Source organism: Caballeronia sp. LjRoot34, from assembly GCF_964253815.1.
Taxonomy (GTDB): Bacteria; Pseudomonadota; Gammaproteobacteria; order Burkholderiales; family Burkholderiaceae; genus Caballeronia.
The window spans coordinates 3,419,788-3,441,248 of the sequence record NZ_CAXUSB020000001.1 but is presented as its reverse complement, the minus strand read 5'-3'; the positions used below and the strand labels follow the sequence as shown (position 1 = coordinate 3,441,248).

The following is a 21,461-nucleotide window of genomic DNA, read 5'->3' as shown; positions in this document are numbered from 1 at the left end:
GTGGATCTCGCCCACTGCCCAAGGTGCAGATCCTTGTGGCAACTGTGATACGAAAGTGAGGAGCAGCGCTTTATGGGCGGCTCGATCGTATGTTGGCCGCGCAATCGCGTCGTGCATTTTTTCCTCGCGCCGATATCTCTCCCAACGGGATGCGTTTTGTGTTGAATACGCGAGAAGCCGTGCCGGTCGCCGGCATTCATCTGCAACGCCTTTCAGCTAAACGCAGAAATGATTTACTGAAGGCAAGGAAACACCAACGTGAATACACGTGCAACAAGACGATCGGCCGGGTTAAATCATTGGGCTTGAAGGTGTCCAACGTTCAGCGATGTTCTAAAGACACTATGGCTAGAGCAGACGAAGCATGGAACATCTGAAACTGACTGGTGGATTTTTTGTAATGGCAGGGAGTATTCGCCTTAAAAGAGCTGCGAAGAATGATGGGCAATACTTCGTCATGCTTGACTTTGCGCACGAACTGAGAAGCTGGGTTATCACATTTGATCCTCCTTCGACATGTTCCGATCCTTCGATGTTTACCGGGTTCCACGCCCGATCACTAGCCTTGCCGCGTGCAGGGTCGGCGCTTCGCCTGAGATATCCGCCCGTCTCACGGCTGTAGCGATCGCTATCGCACGCCCACCGGGTCGCATTGAGTCGACGGGCCTGGTCGGCCCCGCACACGCCAATTGCGGTCTCATCGGGCGTTGCAGATGAAGAATTTGAATCTGACGAAACTACGGGCGGCGGCGACCCGCACGAAAGCGCGCCCGTCACTGCTCGCAGACGCAGAGCTAAACCATCTCGAACAGGTCATGCGGCTTATAGCCGGGGCCGCCCCGTACACTCCGATCTACGGCCTGGATATGGCCTATTGGCGCAGAAGAATCGCTTTTATTGAAAGTTCTTTCGAGTTACTCCCCATCCACCAGTCTCGGATAAAGGTGTTACTCGCGTTGCTTGATTGACCCCGTCTCGTGCAGACCCATAAATCGTTACCTTCTGCGCAGCGAGCGGAGATCCTTCTCGAGTCGATCTTCACTAATGCGACATGGAAAGGCGTAAGGGGCCGTGTTCTGCACGAATCGGAGCGTCGGCAGGGTTATCCGACGACATCCACGAGAGCGACAACTATGTCGATACGGCCAACACCGGGCAGGAGGTTGGGGTGTTGTGGTCTAGTTGTGGTCTAGGTTTTGCACAACGGCCAACCGACAGGGCCGGTGAATGGGCTGAGCGAATATGACAAAAAACCTGACACACTTCGGCACGCCTGCTAACCGGAAAGCTATGTGTATTTCGTGAGCTTTCCGGGTTACCCCCTTCAACATGTTGCACGCACCGTTTGATTCTGTCGCCCGAATCGCTTAAGACTCCACCCAAGCGGCATTCTGAATTGTTATTTTTGGGGCTAGAGGCCTTTTCGAGAGTCAAGATCAGCCATGCTGAAGGACGTCAATCAACGACGGCTGACTTTCGTCGGAGCCTTTTTTCGGATTCGTTCATTCTTGCTCTAGTCGCCCACTGCGCCCACAGGTTTTTTCGCGTTCGACCTGTAACGACGACACCCTCTCGTGCATAAAAGCGATGGTATGTCGATGCTCGCAGAGTCGTTTGGCTCGAACCTACAACGACAAAAGGCAGGGCGGTTTTCTCTACATTGTGCCGGCACGATCACCCTCGGGCGTTTATATGATACCGGCCGATACGCGACTCGACTTCCTGCCCGAAGTTGCGATAGCTGTCGAAAGCAGATTTCATTTTGCCCGTGATTGACGAAATTTCCAGTAAGGAAAACGCGTCTAAAAAACGAGGAGTAAATCGGCCTTAATCTCACCGTGACGGGCTAAAAGAAAAAGCCGTATCAAAATTCAGAGCTTTCAGACGATTCTCGTCTGTCTGGATGACTATTATTCTACTTACCTATCTGCGTCCGAGACGCATCGACCCGAGTGCGACGCACTCAATTTTGTGCACACGCACGTCCGCTCTTCGACGGATGTGTTTCTTGTTTTGTAAGCAACGTTGTTGCTCATTTTTTACCGCGTCAACGTTCGGAAACTGAGTGCTCCGGACCATCCGCTGAGGTGAGGTTTTCAGTTGACTATGAAAACCACGCCCGACTGAGGCTATTTAGGTCCGTACATATCGGCCAATCGCTCGCTTTTTGTCGTCGCCCGATCAGCAAACGCTGGGCTGAATGCACACGTGTCCAAATACAACGCGACCGTGATGCATTCGCTTGAACACGGGCGGGAAACCATCTGCACATCAATGTGCGGGTTTCTAAACCATATCGATCGGCTCGCGCTGCCGAATAAAAAAACGCGCAAGAAGAATTGCCTAGTTGCTGCCTGAGCGCAGTGGTTGGGTAGCCGCGTCCTTGCGATAGGGCGAGGACCATCAGAGCTCAGTGCTTCCCTGGCTCGGGTGGATCAAAAATTTATCGCTAAAGTCCAGGAATGCAAGCGTGCAGTTAATCATCAACCCGTGGCGTCATTTTGATAGGGATGACGCCGCTTTTTAAATTGGCCGATACATGAAAGTTATTTTGAATTTTTCGCGTGCGCTAGACACCTCAAAGCTTCCAAAGCGTCTGAGAGATGAGCTTCAAAAGCTTTTCGAGAAACATATTTTCCGCGCACACAGCAAAACGCGCGTAACCGCAAACGCAATTTCGATAAAGACGCAGGAGCGTCGCGTCGTCAGCTTAATTGCCGGGTTTAAAGAACTTCGTGCCGATGGTTTTGCGCTTGAGACGCCCTGGAATCTTGCGGAGAAACACATACGTCATCTTGTGAACCTATGGGTGAACAAAAAGAAGCAAAGTCCAGGGACGGTCGAAAACAAACTGACCTATTGGCGCACGCTTGCCGCATGGATGGGCAAACATCAACTCGTCGGGACGGTAGATGACTACATCGAGCGACCCGAAGGATATCGGCGCTATTACGTAGCGCAGAAGGATAAGTCGTGGGAAGCGGCGAACGTGAACGTCGATGATGTTATCGCGCGTCTGACTGAGCGAGACCGCTGGGTGGCGATCCAGGTTGAGTTACAGTCGGCATTCGGCTTGCGTGCGCAGGAGAGCATGCTGTTGCGGCCACTGCAGTGTTTGCGTCTTTCAGGGCATCTGCAAATTGTTGATGGCACGAAAGGAGGCCGTCCGCGCGTGGTACCCATTGAGGAGGAGTGGCAATACGAGTTATTGATCCGTGCGGCTCGCCTGTCGAACCAGCGCACGGGCTCGATGATTCCTGAGCCATGGACGCTTAAAAAATGGTATCGTCATTTCTATGACGTATTGCAGGGCCAAGGCGTTGCACGCAAGGCCTTGGGCGTGACGGTTCACGGCTTGCGCCACGCGTACCTCCAGCGCATGTACGAAAGGATAACCGGGGTACCCGCACCTATCAAGCGCCCCGACCACCGCCCAAATCCTGAGTTGCACCAATTGGCAATGGAGCGAATTGTGGCGGCCGCAGGCCACGGGCTAGCAACGAAGGCGAGTGCATACATCTCGTCGTTCGCGGCGATCCGGAAAGCGGACACCCCTGTTGTCAATTATGCGCAGGCGCTCGCAGCCCTCGAACAAGCGAAAGGCAACAAATCGCATGCTGCAAAGGCGCTCGGCATTTCGCGCCAGGCGCTGTACCGCGTGCTTGGAAAGTTCGCCAACGCCGAAGCCGAAGCCAACTCCGAAACCGAAGCCGATGGCCCTGCACGGTCCGCCGGTGCCGACGATGCTTAGTTGTTTGAGGGAAGGTGCGAAGCGTCGCGGAACGTCGCGCTACCTTCCGGCGCTCCTTAGGAGTGAGCGACCTAGGTCGCTCGATTCGTGCCTGACTGTCCCGATCTGCCGGCGTCGTTGCTTGACTTTCTCACCTTCTCAGTAGGCTGGTATTAACCTAACTGAACGAGATGAGTATCTTGATCCAAACAGCTGTAGGCAAAACCGGCACCCCCGATTGCTCTGAGAGCGCACGCGACACCGTAAATAAAAATGTGCCCTGCATTCCGACCGACGTGGGCTCAGCAACGCTCTCAGTGTCGGATATATTTCGGCAAACGCTGGATCGTCTGGGCGTTGACGACTATGTCTTACGCGAGCGCGTGATCTTGATACACGCACCCGGGACACGCTTTCCCACGACAAAGCTCGACGTACTGGTTGTGACGCCCTTCGGTGCGTTCGTCGCGATGGCAATGCAGCTTCGGGGACGTGTTGCGCCGGGCCCTGATGCAGAAACGCTAAGCGTCATCAACGAAGGGGGTGAAGTAGTGCTGCGCACCTCACCGGTCCGACGACAAGCTGCCGCCGTTCGATGCCTGCGCTCGTTGCTCTTGCAGCACGCATGCCTGGTTGAAAGTCTCGCCGTTGCGGCCACTCTCCCTTGCGCGCTGCATCCGCTTTTGCCTGAATCGATACTTGAGGCGGATGAGCTCTACCATTACCTACGGCTGCGCACGATCCGGTTCTTTTCGAGTCGGCAGCGACATGTCAGCGTGGCGCGTGTGGTCAATGTCATTGAAAGCCGCTTAGACTCTCGACCCGAAGCGTTCGATGAACATTGTGCGCGAATGATCGCCCTGCGGCGGCGTTAATCGAACGAGAACCGATGTGCGCGCGTTGTGTCGCGCCTCACGTTTGCCTATCAACAACGAAGGGAGCTCACAATCGCGTCAGACAACGGCCGACCACGCGGCTGTTGTCGGATTGGACGTCGATGGGCTGCACGAGGCTGAAGGTGAAGGACCGCGACGCCCTGACGAAGCCGTTGTCGATGCGCTGCGTGCGGTGTTCACCCGCTTTAGCGAGTTCGGAACAGCCCGCCGTGTCTAGTTGTGGTTTCGCGCAGAGAACTTGTCGTTTCCCCTGCAACGTACGCAACAACCAAAGCAGACGGGAAAGCTCGTCGAATTACTGATGCCTCGCAAACCTTATATCCGTCGGTTCCCGAGGGCAGGGGAGCGGCGGCCGGCCGTAGCGCTCGCGGCGCAGCCGGGAACCGGTGATCGAAATGGAGCGATTCCTAGCCATTGTCAGGCAGCACGTCGTCCGGTGCGTCCGCGAACAGTCTGCGATGCACATTGCGCAGATGCGCACGCATCGCATTTTTTGCCGCGCGCGCGTCGCGATTCAGGATCGCCTCGCCAATTCGTCTATGGTCCGCATTCATCGCGACAGGAATGTGCTCGTCGGCGTAAAAGGTCTCGAGATGAGTGAACATAGGGCTATAACGCTTGTTCCAGAGAACCGTCATCACCTCGGTTAGCACCGCGTTGCCGGTCATTTCGCTGATAAGCAAGTGAAAGCGCTTGTCCTCCTCGAGAAACGCGGCGTTGTTCACCGATTGCGCCTCCAGCATGCCGATGTTCCGCGCCAGATCTTCTCGCTGCGCCTCAGTGCCGTTTTTAGCTGCAAGCGCCGCGATCTCGCCCTCGATCACCGCGCGCGCGAACAGTAAATCCGTCGCGCTGAACTCCGCGTCTATTAGTGCGGACTCGATGCGGACTTCATCAGGTTGACGGACGAACACGCCAGTGCCCGTGCGGATTTCGACCCACCCTGCTATTTCGAGTGCGATCAGGGCTTCGCGCACCGATGACCGGCCGACCCCAAGTTGTTTCGCCAGTTCGCGCTCGGCCGGCAATGCCTGTCCTTGTTTAAACGTGCCGTCCTTAATAAGCGCGATGACCAACGTCGAAATCTTCTGGTACAAGCGCTCCGCTTTGAGGCTCGGCAGTTCCATCGCTTCACTCCATCAATTAAATTGCGCGCCCAAAAGCGACCCGCTATACTTCTTCGGTGGTCTAGTGGCCTGACCACCAGACCAAACTACTGTTTGCGAGCATAGCATCCCGTGAGTTCAGGATGCGTCCTTAAAAGGCCAAGACATGAAGATGACTTTCCGGTGGTTCGGTCGGGACGACCCCGTCACGCTGGACTATATCCGTCAGATCCCGGGCATGTATGGCGTTGTTTCAGCCATCTATGACGTGCCGGTCGGTGAAGTATGGCCGCTCGAGAAAGTCGTCGAACTGAGGGACACCATCCATGCGGCAGGCCTGGCACTCGACGTGATCGAGAGCGTGCCGGTGCATGAAGACATCAAGCTGGGGAAGCCGTCGCGGGACGCATTGATCGCGAATTATGCGCAGACGCTGCGCAATCTGGGCGCGGCCGGCATCAAGGTTGTGTGCTACAACTTCATGCCGGTGTTCGACTGGACCCGGACCACGCTTGAGAAGCGCCTGCCCGATGGCTCGACCACTCTTGCGTTCGACGTAGACACTGTCGCGGGCATCGACCCGGATGACGGCATCCAGTTGCCCGGCTGGGATATGAGCTACGACGCAGGCCAATTGCGTGCGCTGCTGACCGAATACGCGTCCTGCGATGAAGAGCGCCTCTGGGCCAACCTCGAATGCTTTTTACAACGCATCATTCCCGTGGCGGAAGAAGCTGGGATCCGCATGGCGATCCATCCCGACGATCCGCCACGGCCCATTTTCGGCTTGCCGCGTATCGTCAAGAACCGCGCGGACCTTGAACGCGTACTTGCCATTGTGGATAGCCCCGCGAACGGGCTCACGTTATGTTCCGGCTCGCTCGGTGCTGACACCGCGAACGACGTCGCCGCGATCGCCCGCGAATTCGCTGCCCGGGGATGCATCCCGTTTGCGCACATGCGCAACATCAAGGTGAACGACAAAGGCGACTTCCACGAAACTGCGCATCGAACGGCCGATGGTTCGCTCGACATGGCGGCGATCATGCAGGCCTATAGCGATGCAGATTACACCGGTTATATCCGTCCGGACCACGGCCGCATGATATGGGGCGAGACCGGCAAGCCAGGGTACGGCCTCTACGATCGCGCACTCGGCGCGGTCTATCTGAACGGCCTCTGGGAAGGCATACGCAAGGCGAAGGAACCGGCTTGGCGCAAAACGTAACGCGACCGCAGCACTAAAACCCAAAACGCTGTAATCAGGAGACGAAATTGATGAACTGTTCAGAAAAGCAGGGGTTCGCCGCGCTTGCGCTGGCGTCGTGCATGGTGGTGTCTTCGGCGCACGCACAGGTGGCCACCGGCGACACGTCGCAAAAAAAGATCGCACTGTCCAATAGCTTCGCGGGTAACGCCTGGCGGCAGTCGATGCTCAAGAGCTGGGGTGCGGTATCGACCGCTGCGGTGCAGGACAAGAAAGTCGCTGCTGCGCCTGCGTTTACGACCGCCGAGAACCAGGTGACGGAGCAGGCCCAGCAGGTGCAGAACCTGATCCTACAAGGCTATAACGCGATCGTGATCGACGCCGTTTCGCCCACCGCGCTCAACGGTACGATCAAGAAGGCTTGCGCCGCTGGCGTGGTCGTGGTGTCGTTCGATGGCGTCGTCGATGAACCGTGCGCGTATCGGGTCAATTTCGATTTTCGCGGCTGGGGCGAGGCGGGCGTCGATTATCTGGCGAAGCGTTTGAATGGCAAGGGCAATATTCTCGAAGTGCGAGGCGTGGCAGGCATCTCCGTCGATAACCTCATGCACGAGGGCGTGCTCGCGGGACTGAAGAAGTACCCGGGCATGAAGCTTGTCGGTTCGGTAAACGGAGACTGGACACAATCGGTGGCGCAGAAGGCGGTGGCCGGCATCCTGCCGACGCTGCCGCAAGTCGATGGCGTGGCGACCGAAGGCGAGATGTCGTTTGGCATTGCGCAGGCCTTCAAGGCGGCCAACCGCCCAGTGCCGCCGATGATTATCGGCAGCACGTATGCAGAGCTCAACTGGTGGAACGAGCAATCGAAAAGTGGCTATCAGTCGCGTTCGCTGTCGAATCCCCCGGGCGCGGTATCGTTTGCCTTCTGGGTTGCACAGCAGGTGCTGGCCGGCAAGAATATCCCGAAGGATGTGACCATCAACGTGCCGCTCCTCGAGATTTCGCAGGAGCAGTTGCAGGCAAAGCTGTCGGCGACGCCGCAGGGCGGCATCAGCGATGTGACCTATACGTTGCCGCAGACCGTCGCGCAGCTCGACAAGAAATAAGCTGGACGCGCCCGCTGGCGGCAGGCGCGTTCACCCGACCCCGGGCGGTTGGGGTGTTGGGGTATGTCCGAAGCAGACACGCGGAGCATGTAAATGGGCGAAATAATAAGCGCGGGCGAGACGGAAGACACAAGGCGCAAAGCGCTGATCCGGTTCCACGGCATCGGCAAGACATTCGGCCGCGTGCGCGCGCTGACGGACATCGACTTCAGCTTCCTGCCGGGCGAGTGCGTCGGCATCGCCGGGCACAACGGCGCTGGAAAATCGACGCTCATGGCCGTGCTCGCGGGCGTCTTCGAGCCGACAGAAGGACACATCGAAGTCGGTGGCGCACCGTCGCCGCGCTACGACGCCAATGCTGCACGCCACGCCGGCGTGCGCTGCGTGTTCCAGGAGTTGTCGCTTTGCGCGAACCTGAGCGTTGCCGAGAACATGTGCATCGTGCATCCGCAACTGCGTGGGCGCGGCTGGCGGAGGCGGGCCACCGCCCTCATGCGTGAGAAGCTGGAAGAGATATTTCCCGGCAACGGATTGAGCGGCAACGAACTGGTTTCCGATCTCACGCTCACGCAACGGCAGATGGTTGAGATTGCCCGCGGTTTCACCATCACCGATACCCCCGTGCGTCTCGTGATTCTCGACGAACCCACATCGTCGCTCGACGCACATACCGCGGAACAGTTGCTCGCCTTCGTGCGCCAAGCGGCGCAGGGCGGCATCACGTGCCTGCTCATCACCCACATGCTGGGCGAGATACAGCGCGTTGCGGACCGCGTAATGGTGATGCGTGACGGGAGCATTGTTAGCGTGCTCGCGCGGGACAATCTCAGCCGCGACGCAATCATCCTCGCGATGGGGCAGCACCTCGACGCCGACAAGACGCCGGCCGCCCTGCGGGCCCGTGTCGAGCAGTCCGCTGAGCCGCAATACCAATGGGCGCTCGGCGCGGGACGGCGAACGAAGATCGATGGTTCGCGCGGCGAGGTGATCGGCTTTGCGGGGCTCGCGGGACAAGGGCAGACGGAGGTACTGCTCGCCATCTACGAAGCCGCCACAAGCCGCGGAACTGGTCGCGCGAAGGTGGCCTTCGTGGCAGGCGATCGCGGGCGCGACGGCGTGTTTCCCGTGTGGTCGATCGCGCAGAACCTCGATCTGCGTTGGTTGAGCGGTGGCATGGCTGAAGCGAGTAGGGCGAGGGGGAAGTGGCCGTCGATTCGCGGGCTCGTGGATCTTGCTGCGGCGCGCGCGGTCGTCGAGGCGTGGCGGATGAAGATTGGGATTCGTGGGGCATCGATGAGCGCGAGCATTCTTTCGCTGTCCGGCGGTAACCAGCAAAAGGTGCTGTTCGCCCGCGCGCTCGCATCGGATGCTGACTTGATCCTGATGGATGATCCCACTCGCGGTGTCGATGTCGGCACGAAACGGGATATTTATCAACTCGTGCGCGACGAAGCGGCGAAGGGCCGCACCTTCATCTGGTACACGACCGAGAACGAGGAACTGATGTATTGCGACCGGACTTATGTGTTTCGTTCGGCATCCGTCACGCGCGTGCTACACGCTGACGAATGCACGGAGGAAGCGCTCCTGGCCGCCAGTTTCGAGGAGCGTGCCGCATGACGCTTGCGATTACCCACGCGCGATTGCGCGCATTGCTTCCGGCCATTTCGCTAGTCGCCGTGCTCGTGCCGATCCTGTTCCTGCAGCCGGCCACGATGAGCTATTTCGGTTCGAGCCTGTTGTTGAACCTTGCTGTGCCTATCGTGCTAGCGACGCTCGCGCAACTCGCGATCATCACGGTCAACGACCTGGATCTGTCGATTGGACCATTCGTAAGCCTCGTGGCCTGTATTGGCGCAACGCTGCTGGTGAAGCAGCCGTGGCTCGGCGCGCTGGCGCTGGCGGGCTGCGTGCTGGCATACGCAGCGGTCGGAGCGCTGATCGAGTTGCGGCAGATTCCATCGATTGTGGTGACGCTTGGGCTGGCGTTCGTCTGGAGCGGGCTCGCGATCGTGCTGGTGCCTTCGCCGGGCGGCACAAGCCCTGAGTGGCTCGGCACAGCGATGAATTACCAGACACCGTGGATCGCGGCGCCTATCGTCTGGTCCGCGCTGATTGCCGTGCTCGGGCATCTGCTGCTGATGCGCACGTCGGCGGGCGTGCGAATCCGTGGAGCCGGCGGGAATCCGCGCGCGATGCGTCGGTTCGGCTGGTCGCTCGTGCGCAGCAAGGCGACGCTTTATGGCATCGCGGGTCTGTTCGGCGTGTTGTCGGGTTTGTCGCTGCTGGGCCTGACCACCTCCGCCGATGCCAATCTTGCCTTGCGTTATACGCTTCTGTCGATCGCGGCCGTGATCCTGGGCGGTGGGGAATTTGTTGGCGGGCGCGTGTCCGTGATCGGTGCCGTGCTGGGAGCCATCACGCTGACGCTTGCCGCGTCGTTTCTAGCCTTCCTGAATATTTCGTCGGACTGGCAGGTCGGCATGCAAGGGGCGATCCTGATCGTCGTGCTGTCGTTGCGTGTGCTGCTGCAACGCGGAGACCGCCAATGAGCCCGCAAACTTCCAGCGAAGTGCGCAACGATAAAGAAGCTGCCCGGCTCAAAAGCGTTCAGGCACCGTGGGCCTGGTCGTTCGTGGGTGCGGTCCTGGTCTGGCTGGTTATCGTCGGGATCTTTGGGGTTTCGATTGCGAGCAACGTGGTGCAGACGGCGCTGGTGTACGGCGTGTTCATGGTGCTGGTCGGTCTCGGGCAAATGCTTGTCATCACGTCCGGCGTGGGCAACATCGACTTGTCAGTGCCGTCCACGATCGCGCTTGCGGGTGTCGTCAGCATGCACGTGATGAACGGGGCGAACGGCCAGATCGCGCTGGGTATCGCGGCGGTGCTCGGCGTGGGTATCGCGGTCGGGCTCGCCAACTACGCGCTGATCCGGCTGCTGCGCATTCCGCCAATCATCGCGACGCTCTCGTCGAGCTTCATCATCCAATCGCTCGCGATCACGCAAGGCCGTCAACTGCCGCCTCCGCCTGCCGTGCTCGGCGCGTTTGCAACCGGTAGCCTCGCGCATATCCCATACATTGCACTGGTGGCGCTCGTGTTGTCGCTTGCGCTCGCCATTCTGCTGCATCGTTCCATCTACGGCCGCCGGCTGTCCGCCATCGGACAGAATTCGCGCGCGGCCTGGCTCGCAGGCGTCGATGTGCATTGGACACGGTGCATTGCCTACGTGCTGTCGTCGGTGATCGCCGCGTTCACCGCGCTGCTGCTTGCAGCCGTCTCCGGTGGCGCGTCGCTCGACATGGGCGTGGAGTACATGCTGATATCGATCGCCGTGGTCGTGATCGGCGGCACGCTCGTCACGGGTGGCAAGCCGACCATCGCCGGGGTCTGGGGCGCATCGATGTTCCTGTTCCTCACGAATGCCGTACTCAATGCGGTCGGCGCTGATGCGGGTGTGCGCTCGATAGTGTATGGCGCGCTGATCATTGTCGTGACGGTCGCGGCCGGCGGCAAGGCGTTGCGCTGAATGCGCTTTCAAAAGGACAAGAAAATGAAATCTGATGAGCTTGAAGTGCACGACCCCCGTTTTCGCCCGCTGGTCCTGCTTAATGCGCCATTGCAAAAGCTGACCGCCGAGTGCCTGTGGGCAGAGGGACCAGTGTACTTTCCGGCCACCGACTTGCTGATCTGGAGCGATATCCCCAACAACCGCATGCTGCGTTGGGCACCGAGCATGGGCGTGGGTGTCTACCGATCCAACGCCAATTACAGTAACGGCAATACGCGCGACCGCGAAGGACGCCTGGTGACCTGCGAGCACGGCGGCCGTCAGGTCACGCGCACAGAGCACGATGGCCGCGTTGTCGTGCTCGCGTCGCATTATGAAGGCCGACGGCTGAATTCCCCGAACGATCTTGTCATCGATTCGCACGGCGCGATCTGGTTCACCGATCCTGACTATGGAATCCTGAGCGATTACGAAGGTTTTCGCGCGTCGAGTGAGATCGGCAGCTGCAATGTGTATCGTGTTTCGCCAGACGATGCGCACGTGCGCATCGTTGCCAACGACTTCGTCAAGCCTAACGGGCTCGCGTTTTCTCCGGACGAAGCGCGTCTGTACATTGCGGACTCCGGTGCGTCGCATGATGCGCATGGGCCACGCCATATCCGCGTCTTCGATGTCGCCAGCGACGGCGCGTTGCGCAACGGACGCATCTTCGCGGAGATGGAAAGCGGCGTGCCGGACGGCCTGAGGACGGACGAACACGGCAACGTATGGACGAGCGCGGAAGACGGCGTGCACTGCTATGCACCAGATGGCACCTTGCTCGGCAAGATCCTGATTCCCGAAGTGGTGGCCAACCTGACGTTTGGCGGCTTGAACCGCAACCGGCTGTTCATTACAGCGAGTTCATCGGTCTATGCCCTGCATGTCGGCGTCCGGGGCGCCGCACGCTGAGGCGGAAATAACGCGCAGCGCAGGCCAGTCAAATCGGCCGGCGCTGCGTTCGTTACTTGCCGTCCACGACTGCAACCACTTCCTCGCGCGTGTATTCCTTGTTCGCGAGAGATCCCGGCGGCGTTTTCGCCAGCACAGCTTCTAGCTCTTCCGATTTCACTTGGAGCACGGGCATACGGATATCGTGCGGCATCTTCTTGCCTGCCAGCAATTGCTGTGTCACCCAGAAGGCAAAGGTCGACGCACCCGGTGGAATCGTCACCGACATAGTTTCATAGCCGCTCTTCTTCTGATCAGCCCACCACGCAAGTTCTTCCTGGCGATTGCCGAGAATGATGATCGGTGTCGGCCTGCCGGCGGCCTTCAGGGCTTGCGCTGCGCCGAAACCATCGCCGCCCTGGGTGAGGACGCCATCGATTTTCGGCAACGTTGGCAAGATGCTCGCCACTTGTTTCTGCGCAACCGTTTGTGTCCAGTCGCCATGCACAGAGCCGACCACCTTCAGATCGGGATATTTTTTTAGTTCGTCGACCATGCCGCGATGAATCTCGTCATCGACCGATACGCCAGCTAGTCCGCGGATCTCGAGCAGGTTGCCCTTACCATTGAGCCGCTTCGCCAGATAATCCACCTGCATTCTGCCCATGCCCTGAAAGTCGACGGCGATTCTGTATGCGCAAGGCTCCGTTGCGATGCCGTCGAACGATACGACCGTCACACCCGCTGCACAAGCCTGCTTGATCACGCCGTTGAGCGCGGTGGGGGAGACAGCATCGACCACTATTGCCTTGAAGCCCTGGAGGATCAGATTCTGGATCTGCTGGACTTGTTCGGTCGCCTGGCTTTCGGCCGTGGTAAATGTGGGCGTGGCCGCTACTACTTTCTGTTTGACGGCGGCGTCCGCTACATTGGACCAACTGTTGAGCATCATCTGGCGCCAACTGTTGCCGGCATAGTTATTCGATAGCGCGATTTTCAGTGATGACGTATCGCCTGTTGCCACTTGAGCTGATGCCGAAATCGCGAACCCGACAAAAAACGCGACGCTGAGAATCTTGCATGCCAGTCTGCTTGATTGCACGTGCTGTCTCCTTTGGTATGTGATGTGATTCAAGCGCAGCCGATCGTTCGAGCCGCGCTCGCCACCGCGTCATTTTGACGGATTTGAGGGAATGCGTGGTAAGCCTATTGGGGTATTTCGCACACCGATGCAAAGAGAGCGATGAAGAAAAACTAGCGCATTCACGTGATCTCATCAAGCTGAAATGGCAGTCTTAGAGCGGCGCGCACAGTTCGACAATGGAGATCGTAACGGCGGCTGTGGTGCAAAAGAGCAGACGAACGAGAAGTCGCTGTTTAGCCGCCATCTCGACGAGCTGAAGGAACCGCCACTCAAACAACTAGATACTATGTAAGGGGCCAGCTAAAGTAAGTTCTGGGGAGTAAAACGAGGATTCAGACACTCGTTTTTCGAAAGGAGCACGAAAATGAATACGCCTGTCATGGCCCTTCGAGGGCAAGATACAACGATCGTCGGCCGGCTGTATGTCGCCTTCGAACTGGGTGATAGGAGCTGGAAATTGTCACCGGGTGATGGAGTGCGCGCGCCGAGCCGGTGTACGGTGACGGCCGGCGATACAGCGGCGATGGCGATGGTAATCGCGAAGGCCAGGGCCTACTCCCATCCTTGATACAGCATCACAGGCTTTCGCCCGTGTCCGAGACACATTACGCTGGTGCATCTTACGCGACGACTATGGGAACGACACTTCTGTATAAGGGAATGCACCTATGCCGGCGCTGTCGGCTGCAATCAACGTTTCAATTCTCTTGGCCAACTTGGCCAGCAGTTCGTGTTCCGTTTCGCCGATGCAAACTATAAGCATGAAAAAGTCGGATTGCGGCAAGGTTTCGTTTTTTGAGGGCGTCCTAGATCTGTCAGCATTAGTTGTTGCTGGCAGGTTTTCGACTTCCTTTTTCATGTGACTGAGTTCCGATGACCCGAATTAAATCCAAGACCGCCGGGACTGTCGATGAGCAGAAGACAACGCCAGAACCAGCAGATGGCGCCCCGGTCATTCGGAGTTCCGCCAACACTGCCGACGTTCCTGCTTGTCCGGGCTGTGACACGGTTCTAATGGCCAGTATCGGGAAAGAGTGGACGCGCGGCTTCTCTCTTAGATGCCCGATGTGTTATCTCGTCTGCACTAGCGCTTAACGAACTCGAAAAGGTGGATGCAGGTTCTTCCCGCGTGATTACGTAACGGCGTAGCCTGGATCGATATTGCGGATACGTCGTTTTCTTCGTGACTCAAGCTTTGGCCGACCGGGTCAACGTCACAGTACCGGTTTGATACCAACCTACGACTCGGTACTGGACCGGCTCGGATCTCGGATTGTCTGGACACAGGTTTGCAGCTCAGGCGGCCTCTTTGAGGGGGGCCGCCTGACGGGCTTCGCGGGGTGGGTTCCAGTAAGGCGGTCCGCTGTGATGTGCGGAACAACGTCGGCCACCTCCCGCGCGTAATGTGCCACGACGGCGACCTACTCAGGATGAAAACTCTCAAGAGGGCTGACCACCTCAGGCAGCATGTCGGTGGCGACTTGGGCATAGAGCGCCGTGGTCTCAAGCCTATTGACTGCAGTCAATAGGCTTGACTTTTGTTCCACCTCATCAATGTGATCCACGGTTGCCACGTACGCCGGCCAAATGGCATCGGCCGCAGGCTTCTCGCTTGGGATCTCAGATCGCTGACGATTTTGGCCGAACCGTCGAGTGACCGTTTATGGGCCGAACCCGGTCCGACGTTGAACTGGCGCAGTGGGCCGCCATTGGTCGGTCCACGCGGGGCAGAAGTCGACCGACAAGAGACAAATGCGCGGCTCCAAAGCGGTAGCAGAGGACGTTGTGTTATTCAGGGACGCACCCGACTTCATTCGTAGGCGAAAGCATCAGAGTCTCAAAAGATGGCGTCGACAGACCACGGATGATCGTTTCGATGGCCTGCTCTACCGAGACGTTACCTGTGTCGACTACAAGATGCGCTGAGTCCCATGGATCGTATTGACGTTCGAGCACTCTCTTTCATGTCGGAAGCTCATGACCGCGGATGTCGGCCCGTCGCTCCTCAGACGATGCATCGTTGTATCGGAGCAAATCAACTCAATCTCGAAGGTCCGCGCACCTACCTTGAGCGCCACATTTCTCCAGGAGCTACGCGTAACATGTAACGAATTGACCGAATTCGCGACGACGGTCAACCCAAAACGTAGATTATCGTGAGCAACCGCATACCGGCTAAATAGCCAGCGGGGCCAATATCCGCATGACGGCTCCGAAGGCCTGTTCCAACATATCGATACGCAGATAAACTGCGGCGAGCTTGCGAGCGAGCGCTTGCGCTATCGTTGTCTTTCGGGTTCCCGGTTCTCCTCCGAAGGCAATCAACATTTTGACGCTCCTTACTTGCGGGATTTTGTCCGATTGCCGCGGATTGCCGCGGCGACCTCCAGTGGTCGCCTACCCTCGCGATCGGTTGGCTGTACCGATCCGAAGCCGTCCTTCGGTGTGGCGACGACAAACGGCTGCTTTAGAGGCGCACTGGACATCCGTGTCACAAGACCATCGACGGACCACCAATCCTCCTCATACGGGAAAACACCCCTGTTCAGGGTAATTTCTGCGATGAGGTGCGCCCATAGTGCATGGAGCTTGTTTGTCTGGTAAGTATCGCCCCGATTTAACCGGTCACTGAAAGCCCGGGTGTGTCGTCCTAACGCTTTGCGCGTCGGAACCACGAGCTTGACGCGAAGATCCCTACTGCTTTCATCGACGGAAACGAGCCCTTGCTGCTTCAAACTGGTCAATCTGCGATGCGCGGTGGCCGGAGCGCTCGCGACGAACAGGGCCATGGTTTGGTAACAGTCAGCGCATGCCCAGCATGCTGGGCACTAGTCATGTTCCCGTGCCTCGCTCGAGTTTGTGTGTTGCCAATGCAACGACCTTGGCGAAGAAGGCAATGAGCACGCGCCAGAGACGGCTATGGGCCAGATTCGTGGCCCATCCCGACTGCGCATTCCTTTACGACGCGGTCACCTCGAGTCCCCGTCGCCTGCCTGATTGACAACAGTTGATCCTTTCCTCGCTGACTTCTTGAAAACAGGCGGTGATCTGCACCGGAAACTGACGCGCGCCTGCAAAGTGCCTCAGGCCTAAACAAGTCGCTGACCTTGGATCGCGGCACAGGGATGGCCGAGCCCTAAGGCCCCATGCGCGTGACATCAGTAAGTCTGAGCCGTGGGGAAACAGCCTGCTCTGGCAGTATTAGCCTCACACCAAAGACGTCGCGGGACCCGCACCCGGTCGGGCTCAGAGCATGACGTGGGGGTCCATTCACGATGGCGGCTCCGACCTTTATATTCACGTCGAATTCCTCCGATTGCGTTTTACGCAAGTCGGCGAGTCAGGCCCAGTTTTCATCGCAGAAGGCGATGGCCCACGTCCGCGCGCGATCGACAGCTTCTTGCGCCGTCAAACAACTTCCCAGGTCGCTCGCATGTTGCTCTCCTGCCATGTCTTGTCCCTCGAGTTGCGCGCGCTGAAGCTTCGCCCGCGCTCGAAACCCGGTGGCGGTCACTTGCGACGTTATATCGATTTGGACACTCTTGTAGCTGAATTTCACATTGCTCTCTGCGTTTTAAACTGCTCGGCTTCGGTGCCGCGATCGAGTCGTCCCAGCGCCGAGTCGACGCTCATAGAGCGGCGAGCAATTCTGCCTCACATGCTCGCTATTGTGCATCGCTGCGCCACGCGCGCTACTGCCTACCGGTTCACGGCAGGACATTCGCATCGACCAAATCGTTGCCATATCCCAGGACTTCCCGCGGCTGGCTCCGGCGAGCTCGTGTGTGCGGACTGAGCAAGGTTGGCATCGGATCCGTTCGAATGACGATCGGTCCGGCCGACGCGGGCCCCTTTCGCTTCACGATCTCGACCGACACGCCGTTTTCAGCGGGTGAACGGCAAGGCGGAGCGTCGCCGGCGAGGAGTTCATCGCGTCCGCGACAGGGCGCTGCAGGAAAAACAGCGTTTCCGTCGACTGAGCGGCCAATATCAGGCGTCTCAACGGCTCTGACCGGACGTGTTGCTGCCAGAAAATCACGGCACCGAAGCTGCCAGCCCTCAATATCTGCTCTACAGACCATAGCGCGTCCGCCGTCGCTGTCGGTTGAGCCATCTGAGACGAGCCGCGCCAGCCGTCGCGAAATCGTTCTGAAGACCACAATTGTTTCGCGTTTCTGATCGACGTCGCCATCTAGTGTTGCTCTCTGACCGCCGTTCACACTTGAGATAGAAACGGACGCGGTGGCGGCCGTGAGGAAAGTTTGGGCGGCTTTCGTCCCTCGTGGGCGCGCCTCGCAGCGAAGTCACGGTGCTCGGCAGAGCGACTGCAGCTCTGCCAGGTCGCCGAGCCGGGCGAGATGACGAACCTTGAGGGCAAATACCTCGCATTGCGGGTCATCGGTCGCGAGCTTTTCAGCCCAGTCGATGATGTCGGAGATTGCGCCCAACTCGATGAGCAACTTCGTCTCGGCCAATGTCTGCGTCGACGGTCGAATCAGGGGCTCGTCATTCAAGGTATCGTCAACGGATGGCGCGCGCGTCAGTTGAAGCAGTCTAGCCAGTGTATTGCGCAACTCGGCCAGATTGACTGGCTTGAGCAAACATGCATCGTAGCCGAGTCCGCCTTCATCCCGGCGTGCTCTGACGGCCTGAGGCGTGGCTGACACGGCGACTACCGGGACGGTGGGAAGGCATCGGCGCGTGGCAGCGAGCACGGCTGTACCGTCTGCACCGGGCATCATGTGGTCGGTCAGTATCAGGTCAGGGGGCGGACCATCAGACTCAATGATGCGCTCGATGATGGCGCGCCCGTCCGATAGCGCCTCCACGATGAAGCCGAGGCTGGACAGTTCGTCTGTGAGGAACTGGCGAATTTCCGCAGTGTCTTCCGCGATCCAAATGCGCAGCCCGCTGCCGTCGATCAACGGGAGCACGCCGATGGCGTCTGAAACATAGTGCCGCGTGATCTCTGCCTCGTCGACCGGACGCGCCGTCAATGAAACGCGAACTGTCGTGCCCACCCCGAGCACGCTATCGACCTCAAGGGCACCTCCCATGCGCAAAATCCATTGCCTGACGATGGCCAGCCCGAGGCCGATTCCGGGGACATGGCGCGCAGCGTCCAGGCGCAGAAAGGGCTCAAAAATGCGCTCCTTATCCTCAGGCGCGATCCCACAGCCGGTGTCGGCGACCACGAACAACAGCGTCACAGGCGCATTGGGTGTACCTGCCTGGCAATCGACCGACAGCGTGATGGTGCCGTTCTGAGTGAACTTCGTTGCGTTGTCGATCAGGTTGCCGAGCACCTGCAGGATCCGCTTGTTGTCCAATTCAAGAATCGGCGGCAACTCGCCGCGGATATCGAGAACAAAGCGATTGCCACGCTTGTCGGCCAGGCTTGCACCTTCCTGCGCGATCGAATCGAGCAGGCCGTGGAGATAGACGGGCTCCGGACGTAAGGCATCGGGATTCGACCCGCCGGCATAGTCGATCAGGTCATTCACCATGGTCAACATATGGTTTGCGCTGCGGCGAATGATGCGGCCGCGCTCGGCGTCCTCGCGCCCGGCGGCCTGCACGAGGTCGGCAAAACCGATAATCGACGTCAGCGGGGTGCGCAAGTCGTGACTGACGCGGGCCAGAAAGTCGGTCTTGGCGCCGTTTGCTTCGTCGGCGGCGATCCGCGCGTCCTGCAACTCATGCGTGCGTTCGTTCACAGCTTGTTCCAGGCGCTCCTGCTCCCTTTCCCGCGCGTCCAGCAGATCCTGCTGCGCCTGGCGCTGTGCCCGATGAGACTGCGTTGTGCGTCCGGCGATGATCAGAACCATCATCAGTAAAACGGACAGATTATCCCAGGCCATCTCGGTGCCGGCGACCCACCGCTGCGGGAACGCGCCGAGGATGACCGCAATTCTCAAGAACAGCGTCACGCAGTCCGGAGCGAACGACAATAGGAACAGGCGCGCATTGGCGAAGCCGCGGCGCCAGCCGTCGAGCGCGGAAGCGGCCCACACTACGTTGCACAGGATCACAAGATCGATTGCGACGTTGGCGCTCGCGCGATAGTCGCCAACGGCGGTCCAGAGGGTGGCCGCAATCAGTGCCCCGATCAGCGCGCGATAAATCCATCTCCAGTACGAGACGCGCTCGAGTCCCATGAACGCCACCGCCATTGCGCTAAACGACGCGGCTGCAACGGATGAGAAGAGGGTAGGGGAACGCAGAACCCATTCGCCCCCGCCAGTCAAAACGTAGCGATATAGAAATCCGTGGAATGCAAGGCTGTAAAAAACCTCTGCAACGACCGCACATCCGAGCAGCAAAAATACCCGGTCGCGCCGAATGGCGCCAAGAATCAGCGTGTAGAGCGTGACCGTCAGCATGGAGCCCGCGAGAAGCATCTCGATCATCGAGTCGCGTTCCTCGACCTGGCGAAATGTTCTCGGGTTCCATACATCGACGTCCATATTGATCGTCGAACGGCTCTGTATCCTCAGTGCGAAGCTTATTCGCTCTCCAGGTGCCAGCGTCACCGGAAAGACCGGCAAGGCGGCCCTGATGGGTCGGAGACCGAGGGGCTCGCGGTTGCCTGACAGCAGCATCTCTCGCGGTAGCCGGTCGCCGGGTGCAAAGCTGAAGTAGCGAACGTCTTCCAGGCGCTCCACGCCGACTGACAGCCAACGCGTCACAGGCTGATTGCTGCTGTTGTACAGCGTGCCCTTCAGCCAGAACGCCGAGGCTGTAAAGCCGCGCTGAAGCGTTCGGGGCGAGGCGAGGTGCCAGCCCGCACCCGTCAATGCCGAAGTGACTTCAAGCTGCCCGGTTTTGTCCTCGAGAAGCGACAATTGCCGAGTCAGGCGCAAGTGGCTAGACACCGTTGCAAGGTCTAAGCCGTCGTCTTGTGATGAGGCCTGAGCGGAAACACTGCCCAGCAGGAAGCCGGTTAGCACAATCGTCAAGAACCAGAGCCCGATTCGAAGGCGAGTTGCGCAGCCGACCGCCAAATGGCTGACCCTCATGCGCGTCCTTCCTGCGACTGTCGGAGGCTACTGGGTGACAGCCCAAAGCGCTCCCGAAACGCGGTGGAAAAGTTGCCCGTACTGCTGAAACCCAGTGTTGTAGCGATCGTGTGTACGTCGACCGCTGTGTCGGACAACAGCCGACGCGCTTCTTTCATCCGCTCCTCGCGCAGGAAATCGAACATCGTCACCCCGACGCACCGTCTGAATGCGAGGGTCAGCCGGCGCGAATGGCAACCAACCGATTCTGCAAGCACGGCCAGTTCTGGCGTCTCGTGAAGATGCTCAAGCAGGAGTTTGCGGGTGGCGCGAAACAGCATGGTGTCGAGTACGTCCGCGGCAGCATCAAGAGGGGCGTCCTCGAACTGGTTGCCCTTGACGTCTAGGTCCACCTTTAGGTGAATACTCAATCGCAGGCGTACTTCTTCGAAATCGAATGGTTTCGTGACGTAGTCAACGGCACCGGCGGTCAATCCTTCGACGCGCTCACGCGGCAGCGCAGCAGTTGTCAGGAAGATCAAGGGAATGAGGCGCGTTGCCTGATGGGCCTTGAGCAGACGACAGGCGGCGAGGCCGTTGCGGATTGGCATCGCCACATCCATCAGGATCAGGTCGGGCAGCACAGTCTGAGCTTTTCTACAGCCGTCGCGGCCATCCTTGGCGATATACACGCGGCAGCCTTGCTGGCTCAGGAAGTCCGTCAACAGCATGCGATCCTCGTCATTGTCGTCGACGATCAACACACGCAGTCCATGCAAATGGGTGGTTGGGAGGGCAGTAGCGCATTCGGTCATGTCGCTATTTTTCCATAC

At 58.8% G+C, this 21,461-nt stretch carries 19 protein-coding genes; 11 read left to right on the top strand and 8 right to left on the bottom strand.

Annotated features, from left to right (window positions below):
- Nucleotides 1-89: 89 nt before the first annotated feature.
- From ACSQ36_RS15400 to ACSQ36_RS15385, 4 genes are all read left to right on the top strand, one after another.
- Nucleotides 90-377 carry a hypothetical protein gene (locus ACSQ36_RS15400; protein ID WP_436182536.1) on the top strand — a complete coding sequence of 96 codons (288 nt, stop codon included), beginning with the start codon at nt 90-92 and terminating at the stop codon, nt 375-377.
- Between the two features lie 336 nt (nt 378-713).
- Nucleotides 714-968 carry a hypothetical protein gene (locus tag ACSQ36_RS15395; RefSeq protein WP_436182535.1) on the top strand — a complete coding sequence of 85 codons (255 nt, stop codon included), beginning with the start codon at nt 714-716 and terminating at the stop codon, nt 966-968.
- A 1,571-nt stretch (nt 969-2,539) separates the two neighbouring features.
- A complete protein-coding gene (locus ACSQ36_RS15390) occupies nt 2,540-3,751 on the top strand; it encodes an integrase domain-containing protein (RefSeq protein WP_436182534.1) in 1,212 nt (403 codons plus the stop codon).
- Between the two features lie 296 nt (nt 3,752-4,047).
- The gene (locus ACSQ36_RS15385) at nt 4,048-4,605 is read left to right on the top strand and encodes a nuclease-related domain-containing protein (RefSeq protein WP_436182533.1); all 558 of its coding nucleotides are present in this window, start codon (nt 4,048-4,050) and stop codon (nt 4,603-4,605) included.
- Nucleotides 4,606-5,033: 428 nt separating this feature from the next.
- Here ACSQ36_RS15385 and ACSQ36_RS15380 read toward each other — a convergent pair whose 3' ends face one another.
- A complete protein-coding gene (locus ACSQ36_RS15380) occupies nt 5,034-5,753 on the bottom strand; it encodes a FadR/GntR family transcriptional regulator (protein WP_436182532.1) in 720 nt (239 codons plus the stop codon).
- A gap of 145 nt (nt 5,754-5,898) precedes the next feature.
- On the opposite strand from ACSQ36_RS15380, the gene uxuA reads away from it, so the two are divergent.
- The 6 genes from uxuA (at nt 5,899) to ACSQ36_RS15350 (ending at nt 12,507) form a co-directional block, all read left to right on the top strand.
- Nucleotides 5,899-6,960, top strand: coding sequence for a mannonate dehydratase (gene uxuA, locus ACSQ36_RS15375; RefSeq protein ID WP_436182531.1), 1,062 nt, complete (start codon nt 5,899-5,901; stop codon nt 6,958-6,960).
- Nucleotides 6,961-7,010: 50 nt separating this feature from the next.
- The gene (locus tag ACSQ36_RS15370) at nt 7,011-8,045 is read left to right on the top strand and encodes a substrate-binding domain-containing protein (RefSeq protein WP_436182530.1); all 1,035 of its coding nucleotides are present in this window, start codon (nt 7,011-7,013) and stop codon (nt 8,043-8,045) included.
- A 93-nt stretch (nt 8,046-8,138) separates the two neighbouring features.
- Nucleotides 8,139-9,665, top strand: a complete 1,527-nt coding sequence (locus tag ACSQ36_RS15365) for a sugar ABC transporter ATP-binding protein (protein ID WP_436182529.1) — start codon at nt 8,139-8,141, stop codon at nt 9,663-9,665.
- Nucleotides 9,662-10,597: an ABC transporter permease gene (locus ACSQ36_RS15360; RefSeq protein ID WP_436182528.1), complete on the top strand. Its 936-nt coding sequence runs from the start codon at nt 9,662-9,664 to the stop codon at nt 10,595-10,597. Before ACSQ36_RS15365 ends, ACSQ36_RS15360 begins: the two co-directional genes overlap by 4 nt.
- Nucleotides 10,594-11,574 carry an ABC transporter permease gene (locus ACSQ36_RS15355; RefSeq protein ID WP_436182527.1) on the top strand — a complete coding sequence of 327 codons (981 nt, stop codon included), beginning with the start codon at nt 10,594-10,596 and terminating at the stop codon, nt 11,572-11,574. Before ACSQ36_RS15360 ends, ACSQ36_RS15355 begins: the two co-directional genes overlap by 4 nt.
- Nucleotides 11,575-11,598: 24 nt before the next feature.
- The gene (locus tag ACSQ36_RS15350; RefSeq protein ID WP_436182526.1) at nt 11,599-12,507 is read left to right on the top strand and encodes an SMP-30/gluconolactonase/LRE family protein; all 909 of its coding nucleotides are present in this window, start codon (nt 11,599-11,601) and stop codon (nt 12,505-12,507) included.
- A gap of 52 nt (nt 12,508-12,559) precedes the next feature.
- Here the strand turns inward: ACSQ36_RS15350 and ACSQ36_RS15345 are convergent, their stop codons facing one another.
- Entirely contained in the window at nt 12,560-13,573 is a 1,014-nt protein-coding gene (locus ACSQ36_RS15345) for an ABC transporter substrate-binding protein (protein WP_436183197.1), read from the bottom strand.
- A 421-nt stretch (nt 13,574-13,994) separates the two neighbouring features.
- Here ACSQ36_RS15345 and ACSQ36_RS15340 point away from each other — a divergent pair, with 421 nt between their 5' ends.
- Nucleotides 13,995-14,198 (top strand): hypothetical protein, encoded by a 204-nt coding sequence (locus ACSQ36_RS15340; RefSeq protein WP_436182525.1) that lies wholly within the window; start codon nt 13,995-13,997, stop codon nt 14,196-14,198.
- A gap of 63 nt (nt 14,199-14,261) precedes the next feature.
- Here the strand turns inward: ACSQ36_RS15340 and ACSQ36_RS15335 are convergent, their stop codons facing one another.
- From ACSQ36_RS15335 to ACSQ36_RS15310, 6 genes are all read right to left on the bottom strand, one after another.
- A complete protein-coding gene (locus ACSQ36_RS15335) occupies nt 14,262-14,489 on the bottom strand; it encodes a hypothetical protein (RefSeq protein WP_436182524.1) in 228 nt (75 codons plus the stop codon).
- Between the two features lie 1,316 nt (nt 14,490-15,805).
- A complete protein-coding gene (locus ACSQ36_RS15330; protein ID WP_436182523.1) occupies nt 15,806-15,958 on the bottom strand; it encodes a hypothetical protein in 153 nt (50 codons plus the stop codon).
- Between the two features lie 11 nt (nt 15,959-15,969).
- A complete protein-coding gene (locus ACSQ36_RS15325) occupies nt 15,970-16,419 on the bottom strand; it encodes a hypothetical protein (protein WP_436182522.1) in 450 nt (149 codons plus the stop codon).
- A 1,070-nt stretch (nt 16,420-17,489) separates the two neighbouring features.
- Nucleotides 17,490-17,822, bottom strand: coding sequence for a hypothetical protein (locus ACSQ36_RS15320; RefSeq protein WP_436182521.1), 333 nt, complete (start codon nt 17,820-17,822; stop codon nt 17,490-17,492).
- A 112-nt stretch (nt 17,823-17,934) separates the two neighbouring features.
- Nucleotides 17,935-20,649: a hybrid sensor histidine kinase/response regulator gene (locus tag ACSQ36_RS15315; RefSeq protein WP_436182520.1), complete on the bottom strand. Its 2,715-nt coding sequence runs from the start codon at nt 20,647-20,649 to the stop codon at nt 17,935-17,937.
- Nucleotides 20,646-21,443, bottom strand: coding sequence for a response regulator transcription factor (locus tag ACSQ36_RS15310; RefSeq protein ID WP_436182519.1), 798 nt, complete (start codon nt 21,441-21,443; stop codon nt 20,646-20,648). The genes ACSQ36_RS15315 and ACSQ36_RS15310 overlap by 4 nt, the downstream gene beginning before the upstream one ends.
- Nucleotides 21,444-21,461 lie beyond the last annotated feature (18 nt).

Coding starts and splice junctions, on each gene's coding strand:
- ACSQ36_RS15350 (WP_436182526.1), top strand. CDS start 11,599: ATGAAATCTGATGAGCTTGAAGTGCACGACCCCCGTTTTCGCCCGCTG.
- ACSQ36_RS15315 (WP_436182520.1), bottom strand. CDS start 20,649: ATGAGGGTCAGCCATTTGGCGGTCGGCTGCGCAACTCGCCTTCGAATC.
- ACSQ36_RS15365 (WP_436182529.1), top strand. CDS start 8,139: ATGGGCGAAATAATAAGCGCGGGCGAGACGGAAGACACAAGGCGCAAA.
- ACSQ36_RS15310 (WP_436182519.1), bottom strand. CDS start 21,443: ATGACCGAATGCGCTACTGCCCTCCCAACCACCCATTTGCATGGACTG.
- ACSQ36_RS15390 (WP_436182534.1), top strand. CDS start 2,540: ATGAAAGTTATTTTGAATTTTTCGCGTGCGCTAGACACCTCAAAGCTT.
- ACSQ36_RS15400 (WP_436182536.1), top strand. CDS start 90: ATGTTGGCCGCGCAATCGCGTCGTGCATTTTTTCCTCGCGCCGATATC.
- ACSQ36_RS15360 (WP_436182528.1), top strand. CDS start 9,662: ATGACGCTTGCGATTACCCACGCGCGATTGCGCGCATTGCTTCCGGCC.
- ACSQ36_RS15330 (WP_436182523.1), bottom strand. CDS start 15,958: ATGTTGATTGCCTTCGGAGGAGAACCGGGAACCCGAAAGACAACGATA.
- ACSQ36_RS15395 (WP_436182535.1), top strand. CDS start 714: ATGAAGAATTTGAATCTGACGAAACTACGGGCGGCGGCGACCCGCACG.
- ACSQ36_RS15325 (WP_436182522.1), bottom strand. CDS start 16,419: ATGGCCCTGTTCGTCGCGAGCGCTCCGGCCACCGCGCATCGCAGATTG.
- ACSQ36_RS15355 (WP_436182527.1), top strand. CDS start 10,594: ATGAGCCCGCAAACTTCCAGCGAAGTGCGCAACGATAAAGAAGCTGCC.
- ACSQ36_RS15370 (WP_436182530.1), top strand. CDS start 7,011: ATGAACTGTTCAGAAAAGCAGGGGTTCGCCGCGCTTGCGCTGGCGTCG.
- ACSQ36_RS15380 (WP_436182532.1), bottom strand. CDS start 5,753: ATGGAACTGCCGAGCCTCAAAGCGGAGCGCTTGTACCAGAAGATTTCG.
- ACSQ36_RS15335 (WP_436182524.1), bottom strand. CDS start 14,489: ATGAAAAAGGAAGTCGAAAACCTGCCAGCAACAACTAATGCTGACAGA.
- ACSQ36_RS15320 (WP_436182521.1), bottom strand. CDS start 17,822: ATGGCGACGTCGATCAGAAACGCGAAACAATTGTGGTCTTCAGAACGA.
- ACSQ36_RS15340 (WP_436182525.1), top strand. CDS start 13,995: ATGAATACGCCTGTCATGGCCCTTCGAGGGCAAGATACAACGATCGTC.
- uxuA (WP_436182531.1), top strand. CDS start 5,899: ATGAAGATGACTTTCCGGTGGTTCGGTCGGGACGACCCCGTCACGCTG.